The sequence below is a fragment of the Fibrisoma limi BUZ 3 genome (assembly GCF_000296815.2).
Taxonomy (GTDB): Bacteria; Bacteroidota; Bacteroidia; order Cytophagales; family Spirosomataceae; genus Fibrisoma; species Fibrisoma limi.
Genome location: NZ_CAIT01000009.1, coordinates 576,522 through 595,835, shown reverse-complemented (window position 1 = coordinate 595,835; position 19,314 = coordinate 576,522). Strand labels below are relative to the sequence as shown.

Below are 19,314 nucleotides of genomic sequence, written 5' to 3'. Positions count from 1 at the left end.
CCAACTTTTTTTACACTTTTTTCAGGGAATTAAATAGTCTGACTGAAAACCAGCAAAATGAGAAGCGATAGATTTGAGTCGTCCCAATGGTCACGAAGAAACGTCAGCGCTTTATGCAGATGATTGGAAACCGACTGCCGATTGATACTCATGATATGAGCAATCTGATCGACATCGAGGCCTTCGAAATACCGCAGATACAGCGCTTCCTGCTGGCGGGCCGGTAGTTGATGGATCGCCTGTTTGACACGGTAAGCGGCCAATTGTTCGCTTTCCAGGTGCATCAATACATCCTGAAAATTCTGCTCGGAAGGTAGTGCCGCGGCTTCTTCCTCATCGACCCAGCCCCGGCGGTACACGCGCTGCAGTTCAAGGAGCATTTTATGGCGAAAGGATTTGAACAGGTATTTCCGAATGGAATCGGTATGGCTGATTGATAGCCGCTTTTCCCACAGATAAATAAACAGATCGTGGAGACAATCCTCAATCAGACCAACGTCTTTGGTAAACCGGGTACCAAACCGGAACAAGCTATTGTAATTCAACGTAATAATTTGCTCAAAAGCGGCTCGGTTTCCATCCCGGAAGCGTTGCCACAATTGTTCATCGGAGGAATGATCAGAGAACCAATCCACAGTATCCATAAACGACTCGGAAAGTTTGCCTTGTACGAATGGATCTAGTCAGGGTTGTCAACGTGGAGAAGAGCAAGTACGCGAAGCGTGTGAATGCGGTTCTTTACCGGAGTCTGTCCTGGCTTTGCCACCCTAAATATACACCAAACTGATTATTAACGGTACATATTTTACGGTCGGCCGGTTCTTTATTGAGCTTAGCAAAATGTAAAACAGGAATCGCGTCAGCATGAGCTGGTTGGTTCAGAAAAGTATACTGCCTCTGAACAACTGGTTTTTCAACAGCTATTACCGGCCACCCGTCACATCGATGAAAATACCAGTCGAGTACGATGAGTCTTCGGATAAAAGCCATAGGATAGCCTGAGCGACCTCTGCCGGTTGCCCACCACGTCGAAGGGGTAAGTTCGCCTTGATACGGTCAACCCGATCGGGCTCTCCACCACTTGCGTGAATATCCGTATAGATAAAACCCGGCCGAACGGCGTTGACCCGAATTCCCTCACCAGCCACTTCCTGAGCTAAGCCACGGGTGAAACTGTCGATCGCTCCCTTGCTGGCAGCATAATCAACGTACTCGCCCGGCGATCCGGTTCGTGCCGCAATGGACGAAACATTGACGATTGCTCCGCCCGTTCCTCCTCGTTGTGTTGACATCCGTCGTACGGCTTCCCGTGCGCACAAGATAGTGCCGACTACATTAGTCATTAGAATTCGTTGGAGTCGGGCTGTGTCCAGGTCCTCCACCCGGCATTGTTGCTCAAGTATGCCAGCGTTGTTGACTAAAGCATTCAGCGATCCCACTTCACGGTCTATCGTCTGGAACAAGGCCAGAACATCTTCCTCGTTGGCTACATCAGCCTGATACGCCCAGGCCTGACCGCCTTCTTCCCGGATGCGGTCAACTATTTCGGCAGCCGCCGTGTGGTTGCGCTGATAACTAATACAAACTGAATAACCCTTAGCGGCTGCTAACAGGGCGGTAGCCGCCCCAATGCCCCGACTACCGCCGGTGATAAGGATGGTTTTGGTCATAACAGGATAATATACCGAGAGTTGATGAGTGACTGCCAATTGATATACTGCAAAGATTGAGGTCAACTCACGATCGACCAAGAGAACTCTTATTTTAAGTACGTATTAGGGCATGTTGGCGAATAAGTTATGCTTCTCATTACGGTCTTTCTCAGTTTCAAAGCGGTTCCGTAGGGTTGTTCTTGCATATCGCGCTGATGGTAGCTAACAGAGGAGGGGAAGTAATGGCGGGGTTAGATTCTAAGCCGATAGTGGTTTCGATCTGTGTTAACTGCAGGGCCGTGAGGGTTTCAAAGCCCATACTCCAGTTAGAAAAGAGCCGTTGGGGAACGGGCCTATTGAACACCTCTTTGACCTGAGTATGTCTGGTGTCCTGCTTGATGCGGTCAAATAAGGCTGTCAATACGGCCTGTTCGCCCTCCAGCACCTGAATAATACTGCCATGAACGTACAGCAATACACCGGTAATGTTTACCTGGGCGTTACGCTGCCGACTTTTTGCAAGCAAGGCCATCAGGTCGGCTTGATTGAAAGGCCTCACAGCAGTACTGAAGTAGACGATACAATGGTCATTAGACAAAGGGGTTGATTGATCAGAGGGTTGGTTCAATACGTGTTGCCAGCTAGCTTCCAACTGGTCAAGAACGTCTGAGAAAGGCCGTCCATCGAAAGCCTCTATGGGTAACCGTGTCAGACTAGTTCCATCCAGAATAGAGGCTCTTTGTAACGAATGACCTTGTTCGACTACATAAGTCAGGAAGGCGAAAGCTGCTTCAAGCTTTTCTACCTGAAACGAAAAGTTACGAATCTCACCCTGTTGATCAATTGCGCTAAACCGTAGTATCATTTGTCTACTTTTTTATCTACTTGCTGTGCCAACAATCCGACAAGGAAAAGTTCACGGTTTTTCTTGTAAGTGGGCATTGCTATCGAGCAGTAGTAATAATGAACGAAAGCCTATCCGAAGAGCCTCATCCCATTTCTGAAAGAGAAATTCCTGTTATTCAGCAACCTGGTTTTTCCGGCAAACAATTTTTGAGCATAAATTTTTAGTTTTTAACTAGGGTTGCTTCATATAAACTTTTATCATATTTATAAAGGTCAAGATCTTTTTGTTTATTAGAGTATAGCAAAATTATAGTAATTAAACCGTAATCGTGCGATGATTATCATTTGGTTAAATGATAGCTGTTAAGTCTATATTATATACCATATATAAACATAATACATACTCATAAACATCTATTTATATCAAAAAAATACAATGCCATGCTATAATAAACCTATTGATAGATGAATTGTTACTATATTTGTAATTGAATATCTAACTTATCTTCTTTTAATGGCTATGAGGATATTTATATCTATCTTTTGCATTATGTACGTGCAAATGTCAATCGCTCAGGTTTGCAATTGTACCTACACTATCACAAAAACGGGTTCCTACGACGGCAAAACCCTCAAGATCGGACCTGGCGCCACCGTCTGCATCCAGGCCGGCAAGTACAACTACCTCCGACTCAATAATTTCGTCGGTGCACCTGACAACCCCATCAAGTTCGTCAACTGTGGCGGCCTGGTCGACGTCAACTACCCCACCGGTTCTACCACCGGCATCGCCATCCAGGGCAGCCGCTACTTCCAGATCACCGGAACCGGTACGCCCGGACTGGAATACGGCATCCGCATCTCGGCTACCGGCAGCGGTATCTCCGGGCTGAACATCACCGGTAAGAGCTCAGATTGTGAGGTGGACCACCTGGAGGTCTCCAACGCGGGCTTTGCCGGCATCATGATCAAGACCGACCCCACCTGCGATGTGTCCACCCAGCGGTCAAGTTTTGCCATGTACAATGTGAAGGTGCACCACAACTACGTCCATGATGTCAAGGGCGAAGGGCTCTACATTGGCAACTCGTTCTGGAACTCGGGTCAGAGTCGTAGTTGTAACGGTGCCAGTGTGAAAGTGCTGCCTCACAACATCTATGGGCTGGAGATCAGCTACAACCGCACGGTCAACACGGGCTGTGAGGGCATCCAGTATGCCTGTGCCCCGGAATCGCAGGTGCACCACAACACGGTGTATAACTCGGGCATTGATCCCTTTGATCCTTACCAGGACAATGGTGTGCAGATTGGGGGTGGTGTAAGTGGCGGCTTCTACAACAACACCATCCAGAAAGCCAAGGGCATTGGGTTGATCATTGTAGGTCATCTTGGGCCTAACCGAATTTATAACAACACCATCGCTGAGACTGGCTCGAACGGTATCTTCGTTGATGAGCGGCCCGGGTCGCTGGCCAACGTTGAAGTAGCGCTGGTCAATAACACAATATTTTCAACCCGTGAGGAAGGCATCAAGCTCTACAACGAAACACAGACAACGACGATCATAAACAACGCGGTCGTGATGGTTGCTGGCAACAAGTACCTTTCCACGCTCAATAGCAAGGTGCGTTTCACTACACTGAACAACTATACTTCAGCCAGTGCCGGGGAAGCCAAGTTTGTGAATGCGTCAGGTGGCGATCTGAGAGTAGCTAGTGGCTCTCCCTTGATCAATACCGGCCAGAACACAAGCCGCTATGGCGTGGTGACGGACCTTGACGATAGGGCTCGTCCGCAGGGTGGGACCTACGACATTGGGGCTTATGAAAGCGGTCAGTCGGGGGCTCGTCAGGGCGTGAAAAGTGAAGCTGTGGCGGCTGCCGAGTCAGCGGTGGTGCTTGTGCGGGCGTATCCTTCGCCGGCCACGGATCAACTGGTGGTTCGGTTGAGTAACGAAGAGTTGATTGAGCAGGTGAGCATTGTTGATGGCAATGGTCGCGAGCTGGGTCGTCATACGGCCAGCACGCCCGCCAGTGAGCTGAGCATACCAGTTGGTCAGTTGGGCAAGGGCATCTACCTGCTGCGTGTTGGCACCGCGTCGCGGCAGTACGGTGGCCGATTCCTGAAAGACTAAACAGATCGCTGTTGCCAGGACGATATCAAGATCACCTAAACTCAGGAGTAACCTCATTAAGAAAAAGACCCGGCGCGGTGCGCCGGGTCTTTTTCTTAATGAGGTTGTCCAAAAGAATGGCCATTTGAAAGCGCTGGATCTGGGCGTTGATAGTAGTATGCCAACCCGCTGGTATTACAAATCTTCGCAGCTTTAGTGAGGTATGATCGGGGAAGTATCCTCTCCAGGATACAGGCCGCGGGCGTTATTGAAGATTAGTGTTAAGCGTAGCAACAAATAGTCAGCAATAACGTAATGTGGGGCCTGAAAACCTCAAATAGGCCTACTGGGCAACGTCAACGCTATCACCGCTGGTTGACTTTATTGGCAGGCGACTCAGATGAATCCAGCCTGAGGAAGCGCGCTGGATTGCGACGCGTCATGATATCCATCTCAGCATCGGTGATGCCCAGCCGTTTCAGGCTTAAAATAAACCATTTGAAACCGTCTGGTGGGATTGGGCTATAGGCTTGTCCTAAGTCCGTAGCTAAAATAGTCTGCTCGACGCCAATTTCCCGAATTAAGCGTACTACATCTTCGACCGTTACCCGTCGGGCGTTCTTGTAGAATGGAATTGAAAAATGGGATTGGGGACCCTTGAAATGGCCAAAAGCAGTGTGTTCAATGAATCCGCCCAGCCGCACTACTTCTTTCATTTGCTCAATCGTCATGGACACCGGCTGCTGAGCAGCGTGGGTTACCACCACCGGAATGTTGCGGGTACGGGCTGCCCGCACGACCAAAAGGGCTTCGTCTGCTCCTAAGTGCGAAGTGGCCAGCGAATAACCATGCTTGGCAACGGCGTCGAGAGTGGCCATTGTGTTGGACGTCAGCTTACCGTTTTCGGAAATGTTGACAAAGTGTCGGTTTTCACCGCTTGCCAGCACGCTGGCTTTGGAATCGAAGACGGGCATCCAAATGACCTTAGCTGTAGACAACTTGAGCTTGGCTAAAGCTTCCACCGCGTCAGGATTAACACCTCCCACGCTCAAATCGAGCGAAAGCCCGCCAAAGACGTCAATACCCGATACCTGCTTGCGGGCAAGGTAGGCACGGGTAGCCGTTTCAAACTTCAATGATTTGACAACGACGGCACGCATGCCTTTGTCCTTGGCTCGTCTGGCCAGTTCAATAATGTCCATTGAGCCGTCCTCCAGAACAGCATACTCTTCCTCTGAATGAACGTGGGTGTCGATGACACCCCGAAGCACGGAGTCTGAAACGGCACGTGCCTGGGCTAGCGCAGTAAGCGGTACTATTGTGCTACCGATAGCCGTCATACCTACGAAGAGAAACGTCTGTATATCCCTGTTTAGCCGCTTCATACTCAACTGTTGCTTTGATTGTGGGCCATCTGGTCGTATTAGGAGTATCTCAACTTCATGTGTCCTTGAGTGTCTCCTGCCGAACAGTAAGGTAGAGACACTCAGGTTCATAGCCTGTTACGGCTTGCTCGTTTCCTCAACGGCCGTAGACTGCGATAAGGCTTTCCACTGTGTCATATCCTCCTGCAATGCCTTGATCTTCATCTCCGCCAAGCTATAGGCATCGTCGCCCAGTAGCAGGTGCAGGGGCGGATTCGCTTCGGCCGCAATTCGAATCAGTGCCGATGCTCCCTTGACCGGATCGCCGGGTTGTGTGTTGGCGCGTTGTAACTGGTCATGGTAAGCTTCTGACTCTCGTACCAGGGTGTATTCATCCAGTTTATCCTTAGCCAACTGGATGGAGCCAGATTTCAGGAAATTGGTTCGGAAATAACCGGGTGCCACAATAGTTACCTTCACGCCGAACGGCGCTGCTTCGGCCGCCAACGCTTCGGATAAACCTTCAACGGCAAACTTGGTAGCGCAATAGATACCCCAGCCAGGAAAGCTGCCTATGATACCGGCAATCGACGAGAAGTTGAGGATATGCCCCGACTGCTGCTTACGCAAATGGGGCATCACTTGCCGAATCACATTCAGGGTTCCGAACACGTTGACCTCGAAGTTCGACCGCGCTTCTTGGTCACTCAGTTCCTCCAGACTACCCAACTGACCGAAACCCGCGTTATTGACCACGACGTCAATTCGTCCAAATTGGTCAATCGTAGCCTGGATTGCTTCACGAACACTGGCTTCGGTCGTCAAATCAACCGCCATAGGCAGAAAATTGGCTGATCCAATAGTAACAACCCGGCGTAACTCGGCTGCATCGCGGGAGGTAGCGGCTACCTGATGCCCCTGTTGCAGTAACTGTTTGACTAATTCAAGGCCAAAGCCTTTAGAAGCTCCGGTGATAAACCATACTTGTTGCTTGTCCATACTGATTTGTTTGTCTAGTCATTTGCTCCGTTAACTGTTGCAAAAGTAGACGCGCAGACCAGGTAGGGGTTTACCAAATCCAAGCCAATACTTACCAAATTCAAACCGATCGGAAAGCCGAGGGAGATAGGCCGGTTCGCTTCTTAAAGAAATAGGTAAAGTGGGCAGGTTCATCGAACCCCAGACTGTAGCCGATCTGAGCAATGCTCCAATCCGTGTGCTGAAGTAGGGCTTTAGCTTCGCTGGCCAGCCGGTCAGCGATATGATCAGTGGTCGTTTTGCCCGTTGTGTCGCGCACGCAACGGTTGAGATGGTTGATATGGACCGAAAGCTGCTCGGCAAAATCACTCGCTGAGCGTAGGGCAAACCGCCGATCCGGTGACTCGATCGGAAACTGTCGTTCCAGCAGTTCGATAAACACGGCGGTTAACCGAAAGCGGGCACTGGATTGTTGATGAAGTGTTTCGGAAGGCTGTAGCTTAAGGGCGTAATGAATTAATTCGGAAACGTAGTTGCGAACCAGATCATACTTAAGGGCATAGTCTGAATTAATCTCAGCAATAATTTTCTCGTATAGTGTACTGACTTCAGCGTCCTGACTGTCATTCAGGGGGTAGGCCGATTTGTTGCCGGGTCGGAACGGAGGCAGCTCTGTCAAACCGGCGTTAAAGCGACCATTGAAGAATGCTTCCCGGAAAATACAGAAAAAACCAGTTGTATTTTCCGAGAGCGGCTGCCACGTATAGGGTACTTGAGGGTTGAAGAACAAAAGCGTAGGCCCATCAATCTGGATACTTTTGTCGGCGTAGTGATAAACATTTCGACCACGAATGAGGGTAATCTTGTAAAAATCTCGTCGGCTATAAGGAATAGGCTTAGCATTCGGTGCCATTGCATCTTCCATTCGAAACACATTGACCTGACCCATGGACGGTTGGTGTGTTTGGGACATCGGATGAAAATTATGCTGGTAAAACTCGTCAAGACTTTCAAGCTTTTTCATAAAGCAAAATTACCCAATTCAATCAAAAGCCTGCATAGACATTTAGTACGTGTACTATTGGTAGGTATTGCTAAATGAATGCGGCTTAGCACCGTCGGGATTACCCAGTATTCTGATATCGCACGGGTTGAGTCTGCGCTACGTTTACACGCTGTAAGAGCGACCAAAAGCGATGCAAATACCCTGAAGTGAAGAGGGCCGGTCATCAAGCGTACAAGACAGGAAGTAAAGGCGTACGTAGAGCTTACAGGCGCCTTTTGTACGCTAAAATGTACACCAACAAAAAAAGGTTACGATGTTTTATATCGTAACCTTTTGATTTTTAGTGGCGGTCCGGACGGGACCAACGCTTATATTATTTCATGCTACTTTAACATGCTTATTTTGTCTGAAAGTCAATAAGTTATATCTAAAATGGAACTAAGTAAAACAAAGAAAAAATAATCTAAATAAAGAAAACCCGTCAACAAATCCGTCAACAGAATTATTTATATTTGTAATACCTCAAACAAATAATATATACATAATGGCAAGCACTTCGTTTGTCTTGCGTGACCCCGACGCGGACGAAGAAACGAAAGTTCACCTCATTTTTCGTTTCAACAATCAACGGTTGGTCTACCCAACTGAAAAGAAAATTCACCCGCTTTACTGGAATCCGAAAACCCAACGGGCAAGGGAAACAAAATACTTTCCAGGCTACACCGATTTCAACAATCGGTTAGAGCAGATAAGCCAGGCTGCTGAGGATGCTTACAGTAGCTTGATTAACGAAGGTATCCAACGGCCAACCGTTGACCAGGTGCGGGAACGCTTTCTTTCCTTTCTCTTTCCAAAACAGCAAGTAGGCAAGCTGACGTTCTTTGACTTCATCGAACGGTACATTGACGAAAACGCTACGCTGCAAAAGCCTTCTACGTTACAAGTCAAACGAACGACACTCAGCCACCTACGCAACTACGCCAAGGCCCGTAAACAGCATATTGATTTTGATACGATCAATCTCGATTTCTACTATCAGTTCACGGACTACCTAATAAAAGATTGCGGCTTTTTCAATAACACGGTGGGTAAGTACATTAAGACAGTTAAGTCATTGATGAACGATGCCGCTGAAAAAGAACTGCATCAAAACTTAGCCTACAAGAAGAAAGGGTTTAAAACACTGGTTGACGATACAGACAGTATTTACCTTACTGAAGAAGAGATTAACCGGCTGTACAATCTGGACCTATCCCGAAACGCCCGGCTTGAAAGGGTGCGGGATATGTTTGTTGTAGGTTGCTGGGTTGGCCTTCGTTATTCAGACTTAGCCGAATTACGACCCGAACATTTTGTTCGAGAAGAAGGAACGGCGTATATCAAGATACGTACCCAGAAGATGTACGATGATGTGTACATACCTCTTCATCCAACGGTTGAATCAATCATTGAAAAGTACGACGGCCGTTTACCCAGGGTTTTAAGCAATCAGAAAGCGAACGAGTACTTAAAAGAAGTTGCAAAGCTGGCTGAGATTGACGGCCCTGTTATCGTGAATCGCAAACGAGGTAAAGAGCGCATTGCAGAAGTCTTTGAGAAATGGCAGTTAGTAAGTACCCATACCCAACGGCGTAGCTTTGCCACAAATCTTTATCTACAGGGTGTTCCTACGATAACTATTCGGGCTATTACTGGCCACCGGACAGAAAAAGCCTTTTTGAGCTACATCAAAGTAGATTCTAAGCAACACGCTAAAATGCTTAAAACGCATTGGAATAAACAATCTCAGATAAACAATGTCTTAACGGCTGCTTAAATATGAGTAATGAATTACCACGAGCTTACATTGAGGATGCTAAATATTTTGCCCACGAATTGGGTCAAGGTATGGTTAGCAAGGATGATTTTAACAAGTTGGATGATACTATCTTGGAGCTAACTGATGATCAAGCCGTACGCTTCTATGAACTTGTCCTTGAAGGAGTAGTTCAAGTGTTGGAGGATCACAAAAAAAGATGCCAAAATCCTGAACATTGTAGGCAACTGATGGACGGAGAAAAGGTAATCAATGCTCTCGAAAGACGGATAAACGAGCGAAAGGTATACACATTTACTGAGCAAACTCAACCAGATACACCCAATCATCCACAAGATCACACAACCGCCCGGCAAGTGTTGGCAATGCATTACTTGTTCAAGTTGTTGAATTTAAAAGATGTGGATAAGACCGAAATTGCCCGTTTTATCCATTTTATGAATGGAAAGAATGAAAAAAATATATATGATTTAGTCTGCGACCCACTTACTACGAAGGCTGGTAATCTTAGAGAACAAGATTTGAAGTTTGTTAGGGGTTGGTTTGAACGGCTGAAATTAAAGGGCGCTATTACATTGATAGATAATGATTTAGATGAATTGTAAAAATCTGTAGTAGTTTCTTGTAGTTACTACAACACTTTACTGTCAGCAAATATTTGGCTCAACGAAACGCCAATAAACCGTTGAGCCAATGGAAAACGTTGTTTTCACCCAACTATCAATTCCGGAAGTCCGGCAACTGTTCCGGCAAGAGCTTGAGCAGTTCTTCAAGGAACGACCGCCTGTTCCCCCGTTCTCATTAATTAATATTGAGAACTACTACACCCGTAAAATAACGGCCAAAAAATTAAAAATTAGTCTGCCTACGCTTGATGACTATACCCGACGCGGAATCATTCGCGGTTGTCGGGTTGGTCGTCGTGTGCTGTATCGTCCTGAAGACGTTGACGCTGCTTTAAAGGAAATCAATTCTGTGAAGTATCAACGGGGCTAATCTAACAGGACCAAAATAGAAACGGGCTTGTCCCCACAAGCCCTATTTCTAACCTCAAACAGTAAAGCAAGGCTATGACAAACGATGCTTCACGGGACAAATATACGAGATTGAAACGTACACCCGATATTGGCCCAACCGCCCAGCGACCCAACTTCGACTTTGATGTTTGGCAGGCCAACCAACCAGAAACATCTATACCAATTGATGATCTGCGACGGGATGCCGAACCCGGTTCTACTGAGCCAGATTCAACTGAAAGTGCCAATGGTTTCCAAATGGAAACGGAAACATCTGAAACCGAATACTTCACCCAGGATATTTACAACAACTTACCCGACTTACTAAAAAATGGCTGTTCAATCCTTACTGATCGAATTGAGAAAGAAGTTTTCTTGGTGGGTTCGTTGGGCGTTGTCAGTGGTTTGCTGCCCAACGTTCGAGGTTTCTACGATACCCGGTTTTATAGTTCTAATCTGTACTGCTACATCTTAGCCCGTTACGGTTCTGGTAAAGGTTCACTGAATCTTTCGTATTGGTTGGGGGCTGTTGTACATCGACGTAAGAAGGAAAAATATCAGCAGGCTTTGACTCATTACAAAGCCGATCTAACCCGGTATCGTAAAGACCTGAAACGCTATCAGCAGGATAAGACCGGCAATGTTGAGGAACCTATTGAGCCAACCGAACCGCCATTAACCGTCCTGTTCATTCCAGCCAACAACAGCCGAACAGGGGCGTTTGAAATGCTCAACAATAATGAAGGACGGGGTATCATTTTTGAAACTGAGGGCGATACGTTGGCCGAAACCGTAAAGCAGGACTACGGGAACTACAGTGACGGGTTACGTAAAGCATTTCATCACGAACCGATCACCTACTACCGCCGAACCAGTAAAGAGTACTGTGAAATTGAAAACCCTCAACTATCGGTTGTCCTTAGCAGTACGTTCGATCAGCTACTAAGCCTAATACCGACCGTTCAAAACGGACTGTTCAGCCGGTTCCTTTTCTACGAATTGACCCCTAACCCAAAATTCAAGGACGTATTCGATTCCCGAAAAAGTGAATATCCGGCTTTCTTCAACGGATTAGGTGAGCAGTTTGCCGAAATCTACGATCACTTGTCGGGACTGGCTGAGCCGTTGACCATCCAACTAACGACTGACCAACAACGCCAATTTGTTCAGTTGTTCCAGCAATGGAAAGATGAAATTCGAGAATACGTCAGTGAAGATTTAGACGGTTCAGTAAATCGGTTAGGCTTGATTGCGTTTCGCGTAGCAACGATTCTTACAACGCTCAGAGCCTTTGAGACGGGCGAAATAACGGCCGTACTAACCTGCAATGATCTGGACTTTGATAATGCCTTACGAATTGTTGAAACGTTGAAACGTCATGCGCTACGGGTATTCTACCGGCTACCAAAGCCCAAAGAAGGGAACACGGGCAATAAATACGCCGTCAAAGCAGATCAATTAGCCAAAGCCCGGCAACTGTTTAGCCAGGGCAAGAACTACGCTGAAATTGCGGCTGAGGTGTTAGGCGATGCCAAAAAGAAAGGTACAATCTGGAAATGGCTAAAAGCGTGAAAATGGGTTTCCCCGTTTCCAGTTTCCAAATGGAAACGGGGTTAATTCTGCAAAAAAATGAATCAGCACCGTTACACCCTGCAACCCTACAAAGGACCAGCCAGCCGCCACACTTGCCCAGCCTGTGAGCAACCCAGGCAGTTGAGCCGATATGTAGATACGGAAACGGGCGAACTGTTACCGGATCACGTTGGCCGCTGCAATCGGGAATCAAATTGCGGCTACCACTATACCCCCCGCCAATACTTTGAGGATAACAAAATTTGGAAGAGTGATGATATGAGCCAACAAGACCGGGCAACGTACTCAACGCTAAAAGCAAAAGTTCAGTCAGTTCCTCAACCGGATCGCCTGCCGCCGTCGTACCTGCCTTTTGAGCTATTCAAACAGAGCTTGAATCATTACGACCAAAACGAATTTGTCAACGGCTTGTATGGCCTGTTCAATGATGAAATCACGAACGATCTGATTAGCCGGTTTTATATCGGCACGTCAAAGCATTGGCCAGGGGCAACGGTCTTTTGGCAGATTGACCACTACGGCCGTATCCGAACGGGTAAAATTATGTTGTACGATCCACTGACACTGAAACGTATTAAGCAACCTTTCAATCACATAGATTGGGTACATAGCGTTCTTAAAAAGCAGGGGCGTTTAACAGACTTCGAGTTAAGCCAATGTTTATTTGGCTTACATCAACTGAAAGACCAACCGACTAACCGGCCAATTGCTATCGTAGAAAGTGAAAAGACGGCTATTCTGGCAACCGTCTATTTACCTGAATATATCTGGTTAGCTTGTGGTAGTCTAAGCAATTTAACAACCGAGAAGCTATTACCCTTATCCGGACGCCCTGTTACGCTGTTTCCAGACCTGAACGGCTTTGAAAAATGGAGCCAGAAAGCTGAGGAGCTACGGCCTGTCATTGGCAAACGGCTTGCTGTTTCGGACGTATTGGAAAAACGAGCTACTGAGTATGACCGAAAGAAAGGCTACGATTTAGCCGACTATCTGATACGTAACCGCGACCCGGTAGCAGGTTGGGCGTTGACAGATGCCGGATACCCGCTGTTTTGGGATTATCAACCTTTTACGATTTCTGTTGAGTCAAACGACGAACCGACTGCATCAAAAGCACCGGCAACGACCGATACACAAAATGAACAACTAATAGAAGTTGATGACTGTCCAAGCGTTCTGACTTTGCCGCTAAGCATGACCGAACGGACGTTACAACGAATGAATCAACGCAACCCGGTTCTACAAAAACTCATTAGAACACTTGATTTGGTCAACCCTAAAACCGGCGAACCGTTCCGTCTAGAAGTTCAATAACAGGCTATTAACAGGGTATGCGAGACGATATTTTTAAAGATGGAATAGAAACCCGGTTTCAGAAAGGGCAAAGCGGAAACCCGAACGGCCGACCAAAAGGCAGTAAAGGCAAAGCCAAATTGATACGGCGTTGTTTGAACCTAATAACAAAAGCCGACAACCCAGTAACAGGCGAATTGACAGAGCTAAGCGTAGAAGAGCTAATCACACTAGCGATTATGGCAAAAGCTATACAAGGCGACACGATGGCTTATCGGGTCATCATGGATTCAGCGTATGGCAAACTGAAGTAGTGTATAAGTAAATAATGCTTGTGGTGATAAATTAGTATTTGGTTGCCAGCCACTAAGCTGTTGTGTTACCTATTTACCTGACAGGGCATCATTCGCTGCTAAAGCAAAAAAGAAGATATTGCATACCTAAAACACTTTTTCTCATTTAACTTCCCAAGGAAGTACATAGAATGGCCAACCACCAAGAGCATAGTAATTTTATCTGGCAAATCGCCGACCTTTTACGCGGTCCTTACCGTCCACCGCAGTACGAACGGGTTATGCTACCCATGACGGTCCTGCGACGTTTTGACTGCGTACTTCAATCGACTAAAGAATCTGTACTGGCCAAATACGAAACTTACCATGAGCGGTTTGATGGCGAAGCCCTTGACGCCATGCTCAACAAAATATCCGGTCAGCAATTTCATAATCACTCGCCCCTGAACTTTGAGAAACTGCGAGGAGCCCCAAATTCGATTGCAAAAGACTTAGTCAGCTATATCAACGGGTTCTCAGCCAATGTCCGGCGGATTTTCGAATACTTCGAGTTTGAGAAGGAAATTGAAAAAATGGATGAGGCCAATATACTCTATCTCGTCGTTACGCGGTTTAGCATTGTGGATTTGCATCCCGGCCACGTATCAAACATCGAAATGGGCTTGCTGTTTGAAAACCTCATTCGCCGGTTCAACGAATTAGCCAACGAAACCGCCGGAGATCACTTTACGCCCCGCGAGGTCATCCGGCTAATGATTGATCTGTTGTTCATGCACGATGATGCACTTCTGACCAAACCGGGTACCGTTCGGCGGATGCTGGACCCCACTTGCGGCACGGGCGGGATGTTGGCCGAAGCGCAGCGATACATTAAGGATCATCACCCACAGGCCAAACTTTACGCCTATGGGCAGGACTACAACAAGAGGGCATTTGCCACAGCGGCTTCCGACATGCTTATTAAGGAAGTAAGCCATAATGGTATGGGTGAAAATATCAAGTATGGCGATAGCTTAAGTAATGACCTTAAGGATGGGGATCAGTTTCCCAATGCTACATTCGATTACCTCATTGCCAACCCACCCTTTGGTGTTGACTGGAAAAAGCAGCAGAAAGAAATTATTCGCGAACATGAGAAACTTGGCTTCGCCGGGCGCTTTGGGGCCGGGCTACCCCGCGTAAACGATGGAGCCTTGCTATTCCTGCAACACATGATTAGCAAGTTTGAGCCGGTAGACGAAGCCAACCAACGCTATGGCTCCCGGTTAGCGGTGGTCTTCAGCGGCTCGCCCTTGTTTACGGGCGGGGCCGGTTCGGGTGAGAGCAACATCCGGAAGTGGATTATTGAAAACGACTGGCTCGAAGCGGTGGTCGCCTTGCCCGAACAGATGTTTTATAATACGGGTATTGGTACATACATCTGGATTGTAACTAACCGTAAAAAGCCTTGGCGCCAAGGTAAAATACAGTTATTCGATGCCCGTGAAACTTACGTGCCTATGCGTCGGAGTCTGGGCAACAAACGCCGAAAAATTGGAGATAAAAACGAAGGAGAGCCCGATCAGATTGGTAGCATTGTACGAGAATACGAGCGTTTTCAAACAAGTACAGTTTCGAAAATTTTCGACAAAGAAGACTTTGGCTATACCCGCGTGACGGTAGAGCGTCCGCTTCGGTTACGTTACCAAATGACTTACGACGACAAAGCCCGCTTCCTGGATGCCTGCCCTTGGTTGTTGGACGACATTCAGGAAATTGATAAAAAGCTGGGCCGCGAACCTCAATTTGATTGGAACGCCGTAGAAGAAAGCATCCGCAGGTTACTAAAAAACCGCGGCTCCAAATGGAAAGCTACAGAATGGAAGCTTTTCCGTGATGTGTTTACGACCAAAGACCCGGCCGCCGAAGCAGTGCGGAAAGGTAAAAACGAGTTTGAGCCGGATGCCGACCTGCGAGACTTTGAGAACATTCCTCTAAAACAGGACATCGACGGGTACTTTGCGCGGGAGGTGTACCCACACGTACCGGATGCCTGGATGGACCGCACGAAGGACAAGGTAGGATACGAAATTAATTTCAACCGGTATTTTTTTAAGTACGAGCCGCCAAAGGAATTGAGCGTGATTGATGACAAGCTGAAGAAAGCAGAAGAGCAGATTTTAAAACTGTTGAAGGAGGTAGTTAGATGATACAGGGAACTGCGTCGAAGATTAGGTTAAAATATGCGGTTCAGCTTCGGGGAGAACGAGCTGAAGGAGATAAAGACGTCCGGCCATATATTGGCCTTGAGCACATTGAATCGGGTACAGGTAGGCTGATAGCAGAAGTGGAGGAACAAGGCGAAAACACCCTAATTGGTGAGTCACTCTGCAATGTGTTCAAACCTAATGATGTACTTTTTGGGAAATTACGTCCTTATTTAGCTAAAACTTGGGTTGCTAATTTTGAAGGTCGGTGTACAACGGAATTGTTAGTGATGAAACCCGTAAATTTTGAGCCAACTTACCTCAAATATGTTTTCTTATCAGAAGATTTTATCAAAGCTGTTGACGCTATGACTTTCGGCTCTAAAATGCCACGTGCAGATTGGGACTCAATTGGTAGCCAATATATATATTATCCTACTCTTGAATATCAGCGAGCAATAGCCAACTACCTCGACCGTGAAACCGCCCACATCGACAGCCTGATTCAGGCGAAAAAAAATCTGTTGGTTGTGTTAGCCGAAAAGCGACAGGCATTGATTACACAAGCTGTTACGCAGGGACTTAACCCGGTTGTAAAGCTGAAACCGTCGGGCGTGGATTGGTTGGGGGAAGTGCCGGAACATTGGGAGGTGAAAAAACTAAAATATGTGGCCGACTTAAAAAGTGGGGAGTTTATTACCGCAGAATCTATTGCAGAAGAGGGAATGTATCCTGTATACGGTGGTAATGGTTTACGGGGATATACATCTGAAAAGACTCACTCCGGTCAGTTTGTACTTATAGGAAGACAGGGAGCTTTGTGTGGGAACATAAATTACGCTTATGGAGACTTTTGGGCTTCTGAACATGCAGTTGTATGCAGAATGTTAGGAAATGATAATGTTACTTGGCTTGGCGAATTACTGAGGATCATGAATTTAAATCAGTATTCCATATCTGCGGCTCAACCAGGCTTATCCGTTGAAGTTATCAAGAACCTATCTCTTCCGGTTCCGCCAATTAAAGAGCAAACGAATATTGCTGATTATATTTCGCGTGATTTAAGTAAGTTGGACAAACTACAAATGGCAACGCAAGATAGCATTGACCTGTTAAAAGAGCGTCGGTCAGCGTTGATAACAGCAGCGGTGACGGGGCAAATAGGAATAGTGAAAGACTATGTGGATTAAGAAACTACAAATCGCTGGGCTTAGGTGTATTAAAAGGGCTGAATTTACTTTTCAACCTGGTATGAACTTGCTGGTTGGGATAAATGGTATGGGTAAAACCACAGTGTTGGACGCTCTGCGTGTCTGCCTGTCGAAGGTTTTATCTGAAATTGAAAATATGCCAAATCAACGGGTAACTCTTACTCCTGACGACATTAATTTAGGTTTTAAGGCAACACTGTTATTTTGTGAATTGGAAATTTATGGGAGGCAGTTTAGCTATTCCTTTCAAAGGTCACCACGATACGTTAATAAATCCAATGAAAGTGATTTAAAGAACCGCATTTCCGTTGTTCAATACAAGGATGATCTATATCCCTCTTTAAAGGAGGCTAACTTTAGTGCAGATAAAAAGATACCATTAGCTATTTACTTTTCAACCCGTCGTGCTGTAATTTTTGAAAGGGAGCTAACAATTGCAGGCCGTAGCGTACTCAGTGGTCGAGCAGCCGCATATGACAGGGCATTAGCTGAAAAAAGAGAGTCAAGGTTACAGCCCATAGCTGAGTGGTTCAAAGCACAAGAAGCACTAGGGCAAGAATCGCCGAAAGCTTTGAAGCACATTGAGGTTATCCGATCCGTTGTAAAGCAGTTTTTGCCAGAGTTTGGCGAGCTACAGGTAGCAGGTAATGATAGAACTCCATTCTTTAGAATTACAAAAGATGGAGCGTCTCTTCGTATTCCAAAGTTGTCGGATGGACAGCGGGGTGTCTTAGCTCTGGTACTTGATTTAGCTCGTCGTCTCTCTCAAGCCAATCCTGATTTGGAAGACCCCGTGAAAGAGGGTGAGGCTGTAGTTCTCATTGATGAGCTGGATTTACATCTTCACCCTAAGTGGCAACGGTCTATAGTTGAGAATTTAACCCGCACATTCCCTAACTGTCAATTTATTGCTACAACTCATTCTCCACAGATTATTCCGGCGGTTGAACCAGAACAGGTTCAGTTAATTAAAGATAACGAGATAATCCGGCCAGACCGAACATTAGGTATGGATACTAACTGGATACTACGGAACCTAATGGAGACAGATGAACGACCCGAGGGGGCTGCTGAAGCCATCAGGCAAGTTGAAGACTTAATAACCGAGGGCGACTATGAAATTGCCCGCGAGGCAATGGTTAATTTTAGACAAGATAAAGGTTTTGACCTTCCTGAGTGGGCGATGCTAGAAGCTCGTATTGCCCGTCTTGAAATGTTTGATGAAGAATGAAGTACATAACCAAGCAGGGCGCCCCCCGCAATTATCTTGACTGGTGCAAAGCCAACGAGGGATTGAATAACGAAGATTATCGCTGTTTACAGAACCCCGAAAAAGCCAGTTTGCACGAAACCCTGATAAAAGAGCAAGGAGGCTTGTGCGCATACACCATGCGACGAATTGCTGTCAGTTCATCGCATATTGAGCATATCAAGCCTGAAACGCTCTGTCGTGCTGAATTGAGAGGGTCAGATTTGGATTATAATAACTTGGTTGCTTGTTTCCCGAAGGAAGGAATGACAAATCCATTTCGATATGGTGCTCAGGAAAAAGGCGATTGGTGGGAAGATGATGGTAGAGATTTTGTATCGCCACTGCATAAAAATTGTGAGCCAAAATTCATCTTCAACTTGAAAGGAGAAGTAGCACCTTTTAAGGGTGACCATCAGGCAAAAAAAACTATTGAGGTTCTTAAACTTGACCATAATAGCCTTATTGAAGACCGAGAACGGGCTATCAAAGAGTTTATTTTCGGTCCAGCCGGCGATAGTCCTTTGTCACCCAAAAAAGTAGATCAAGCTATTCGGGCAGTTTGTGAACGTAACAAAAGCGGGCAGTTTCGTGAGTATTGTGTGGCTATTAAACATGCATTGATGGAATACACCCGTCAACAAAAGAAAGCCGCCAAAAAGAAGAAACACATTCAAGCCCAACAAAAAAAGAAGTAA

Annotated in this window: 17 protein-coding genes; 11 read left to right on the top strand and 6 right to left on the bottom strand. The window is 46.5% G+C overall.

The window, feature by feature from the left end; translation table 11 throughout:
• Positions 1 to 29: 29 nt before the first annotated feature.
• From BN8_RS22035 to BN8_RS33780, 3 genes are all read right to left on the bottom strand, one after another.
• Positions 30 to 644, bottom strand: coding sequence for an RNA polymerase sigma factor (locus BN8_RS22035; protein WP_009284156.1), 615 nt, complete (start codon positions 642 to 644; stop codon positions 30 to 32).
• A gap of 279 nt (positions 645 to 923) precedes the next feature.
• On the bottom strand, positions 924 to 1,670 hold the full coding sequence (locus BN8_RS22030; protein WP_009284155.1) for an SDR family oxidoreductase: 747 nt from the start codon (positions 1,668 to 1,670) through the stop codon (positions 924 to 926).
• 157 nt (positions 1,671 to 1,827) lie between these two features.
• Positions 1,828 to 2,517, bottom strand: a complete 690-nt coding sequence (locus BN8_RS33780; protein ID WP_009284154.1) for a BLUF domain-containing protein — start codon at positions 2,515 to 2,517, stop codon at positions 1,828 to 1,830.
• A gap of 531 nt (positions 2,518 to 3,048) precedes the next feature.
• Between BN8_RS33780 and BN8_RS22020 the strand changes: the two genes are divergently transcribed.
• Positions 3,049 to 4,632 carry a right-handed parallel beta-helix repeat-containing protein gene (locus tag BN8_RS22020; RefSeq protein ID WP_040006438.1) on the top strand — a complete coding sequence of 528 codons (1,584 nt, stop codon included), beginning with the start codon at positions 3,049 to 3,051 and terminating at the stop codon, positions 4,630 to 4,632.
• 344 nt (positions 4,633 to 4,976) lie between these two features.
• On the opposite strand, the gene BN8_RS22015 is transcribed toward BN8_RS22020, so the two are convergent.
• From BN8_RS22015 to BN8_RS22005, 3 genes are all read right to left on the bottom strand, one after another.
• Positions 4,977 to 5,996, bottom strand: coding sequence for a DUF6282 family protein (locus BN8_RS22015; protein WP_144051792.1), 1,020 nt, complete (start codon positions 5,994 to 5,996; stop codon positions 4,977 to 4,979).
• Between the two features lie 117 nt (positions 5,997 to 6,113).
• On the bottom strand, positions 6,114 to 6,974 hold the full coding sequence (locus tag BN8_RS22010; protein WP_009284151.1) for an oxidoreductase: 861 nt from the start codon (positions 6,972 to 6,974) through the stop codon (positions 6,114 to 6,116).
• A gap of 100 nt (positions 6,975 to 7,074) precedes the next feature.
• A complete protein-coding gene (locus BN8_RS22005; RefSeq protein ID WP_009284150.1) occupies positions 7,075 to 7,977 on the bottom strand; it encodes a helix-turn-helix domain-containing protein in 903 nt (300 codons plus the stop codon).
• A gap of 802 nt (positions 7,978 to 8,779) precedes the next feature.
• Here BN8_RS22005 and BN8_RS22000 point away from each other — a divergent pair.
• The 10 genes from BN8_RS22000 to BN8_RS21955 all read left to right on the top strand — a co-directional run bounded on the left by BN8_RS22000 (position 8,780) and on the right by BN8_RS21955 (position 19,314).
• A complete protein-coding gene (locus BN8_RS22000; protein WP_229368267.1) occupies positions 8,780 to 9,775 on the top strand; it encodes a site-specific integrase in 996 nt (331 codons plus the stop codon).
• A gap of 2 nt (positions 9,776 to 9,777) precedes the next feature.
• The gene (locus BN8_RS21995; RefSeq protein WP_040006437.1) at positions 9,778 to 10,380 is read left to right on the top strand and encodes a hypothetical protein; all 603 of its coding nucleotides are present in this window, start codon (positions 9,778 to 9,780) and stop codon (positions 10,378 to 10,380) included.
• A gap of 88 nt (positions 10,381 to 10,468) precedes the next feature.
• Entirely contained in the window at positions 10,469 to 10,771 is a 303-nt protein-coding gene (locus tag BN8_RS21990; protein ID WP_009284148.1) for a helix-turn-helix domain-containing protein, read from the top strand.
• Between the two features lie 110 nt (positions 10,772 to 10,881).
• Complete coding sequence (locus BN8_RS21985) at positions 10,882 to 12,363, top strand: DUF3987 domain-containing protein (RefSeq protein WP_229368265.1); 1,482 nt, start codon at positions 10,882 to 10,884, stop codon at positions 12,361 to 12,363.
• A gap of 57 nt (positions 12,364 to 12,420) precedes the next feature.
• Positions 12,421 to 13,698, top strand: a complete 1,278-nt coding sequence (locus BN8_RS21980) for a DUF6371 domain-containing protein (protein ID WP_040006436.1) — start codon at positions 12,421 to 12,423, stop codon at positions 13,696 to 13,698.
• Between the two features lie 17 nt (positions 13,699 to 13,715).
• Positions 13,716 to 13,991, top strand: coding sequence for a DUF5681 domain-containing protein (locus BN8_RS21975; protein WP_009284144.1), 276 nt, complete (start codon positions 13,716 to 13,718; stop codon positions 13,989 to 13,991).
• A gap of 170 nt (positions 13,992 to 14,161) precedes the next feature.
• Entirely contained in the window at positions 14,162 to 16,159 is a 1,998-nt protein-coding gene (locus BN8_RS21970; RefSeq protein ID WP_009284143.1) for a type I restriction-modification system subunit M, read from the top strand.
• Entirely contained in the window at positions 16,156 to 17,346 is a 1,191-nt protein-coding gene (locus BN8_RS31985) for a restriction endonuclease subunit S (RefSeq protein ID WP_009284142.1), read from the top strand. Before BN8_RS21970 ends, BN8_RS31985 begins: the two co-directional genes overlap by 4 nt.
• Positions 17,336 to 18,598, top strand: coding sequence for an AAA family ATPase (locus BN8_RS21960; protein WP_009284141.1), 1,263 nt, complete (start codon positions 17,336 to 17,338; stop codon positions 18,596 to 18,598). Before BN8_RS31985 ends, BN8_RS21960 begins: the two co-directional genes overlap by 11 nt.
• Positions 18,595 to 19,314, top strand: a complete 720-nt coding sequence (locus BN8_RS21955; protein WP_009284140.1) for a retron system putative HNH endonuclease — start codon at positions 18,595 to 18,597, stop codon at positions 19,312 to 19,314. The genes BN8_RS21960 and BN8_RS21955 overlap by 4 nt, the downstream gene beginning before the upstream one ends.

Bases quoted from the DNA above. Each gene is read 5' to 3' on its own strand.
- BN8_RS22010 (WP_009284151.1), bottom strand. From the start codon at position 6,974: ATGGACAAGCAACAAGTATGGTTTATCACCGGAGCTTCTAAAGGCTTT.
- BN8_RS22020 (WP_040006438.1), top strand. From the start codon at position 3,049: ATGTACGTGCAAATGTCAATCGCTCAGGTTTGCAATTGTACCTACACT.
- BN8_RS22015 (WP_144051792.1), bottom strand. From the start codon at position 5,996: ATGAAGCGGCTAAACAGGGATATACAGACGTTTCTCTTCGTAGGTATG.
- BN8_RS31985 (WP_009284142.1), top strand. From the start codon at position 16,156: ATGATACAGGGAACTGCGTCGAAGATTAGGTTAAAATATGCGGTTCAG.
- BN8_RS22005 (WP_009284150.1), bottom strand. From the start codon at position 7,977: ATGAAAAAGCTTGAAAGTCTTGACGAGTTTTACCAGCATAATTTTCAT.
- BN8_RS22030 (WP_009284155.1), bottom strand. From the start codon at position 1,670: ATGACCAAAACCATCCTTATCACCGGCGGTAGTCGGGGCATTGGGGCG.
- BN8_RS21995 (WP_040006437.1), top strand. From the start codon at position 9,778: ATGAGTAATGAATTACCACGAGCTTACATTGAGGATGCTAAATATTTT.
- BN8_RS21980 (WP_040006436.1), top strand. From the start codon at position 12,421: ATGAATCAGCACCGTTACACCCTGCAACCCTACAAAGGACCAGCCAGC.
- BN8_RS22035 (WP_009284156.1), bottom strand. From the start codon at position 644: ATGGATACTGTGGATTGGTTCTCTGATCATTCCTCCGATGAACAATTG.
- BN8_RS21975 (WP_009284144.1), top strand. From the start codon at position 13,716: ATGCGAGACGATATTTTTAAAGATGGAATAGAAACCCGGTTTCAGAAA.
- BN8_RS21960 (WP_009284141.1), top strand. From the start codon at position 17,336: ATGTGGATTAAGAAACTACAAATCGCTGGGCTTAGGTGTATTAAAAGG.
- BN8_RS21990 (WP_009284148.1), top strand. From the start codon at position 10,469: ATGGAAAACGTTGTTTTCACCCAACTATCAATTCCGGAAGTCCGGCAA.
- BN8_RS21955 (WP_009284140.1), top strand. From the start codon at position 18,595: ATGAAGTACATAACCAAGCAGGGCGCCCCCCGCAATTATCTTGACTGG.
- BN8_RS33780 (WP_009284154.1), bottom strand. From the start codon at position 2,517: ATGATACTACGGTTTAGCGCAATTGATCAACAGGGTGAGATTCGTAAC.
- BN8_RS21970 (WP_009284143.1), top strand. From the start codon at position 14,162: ATGGCCAACCACCAAGAGCATAGTAATTTTATCTGGCAAATCGCCGAC.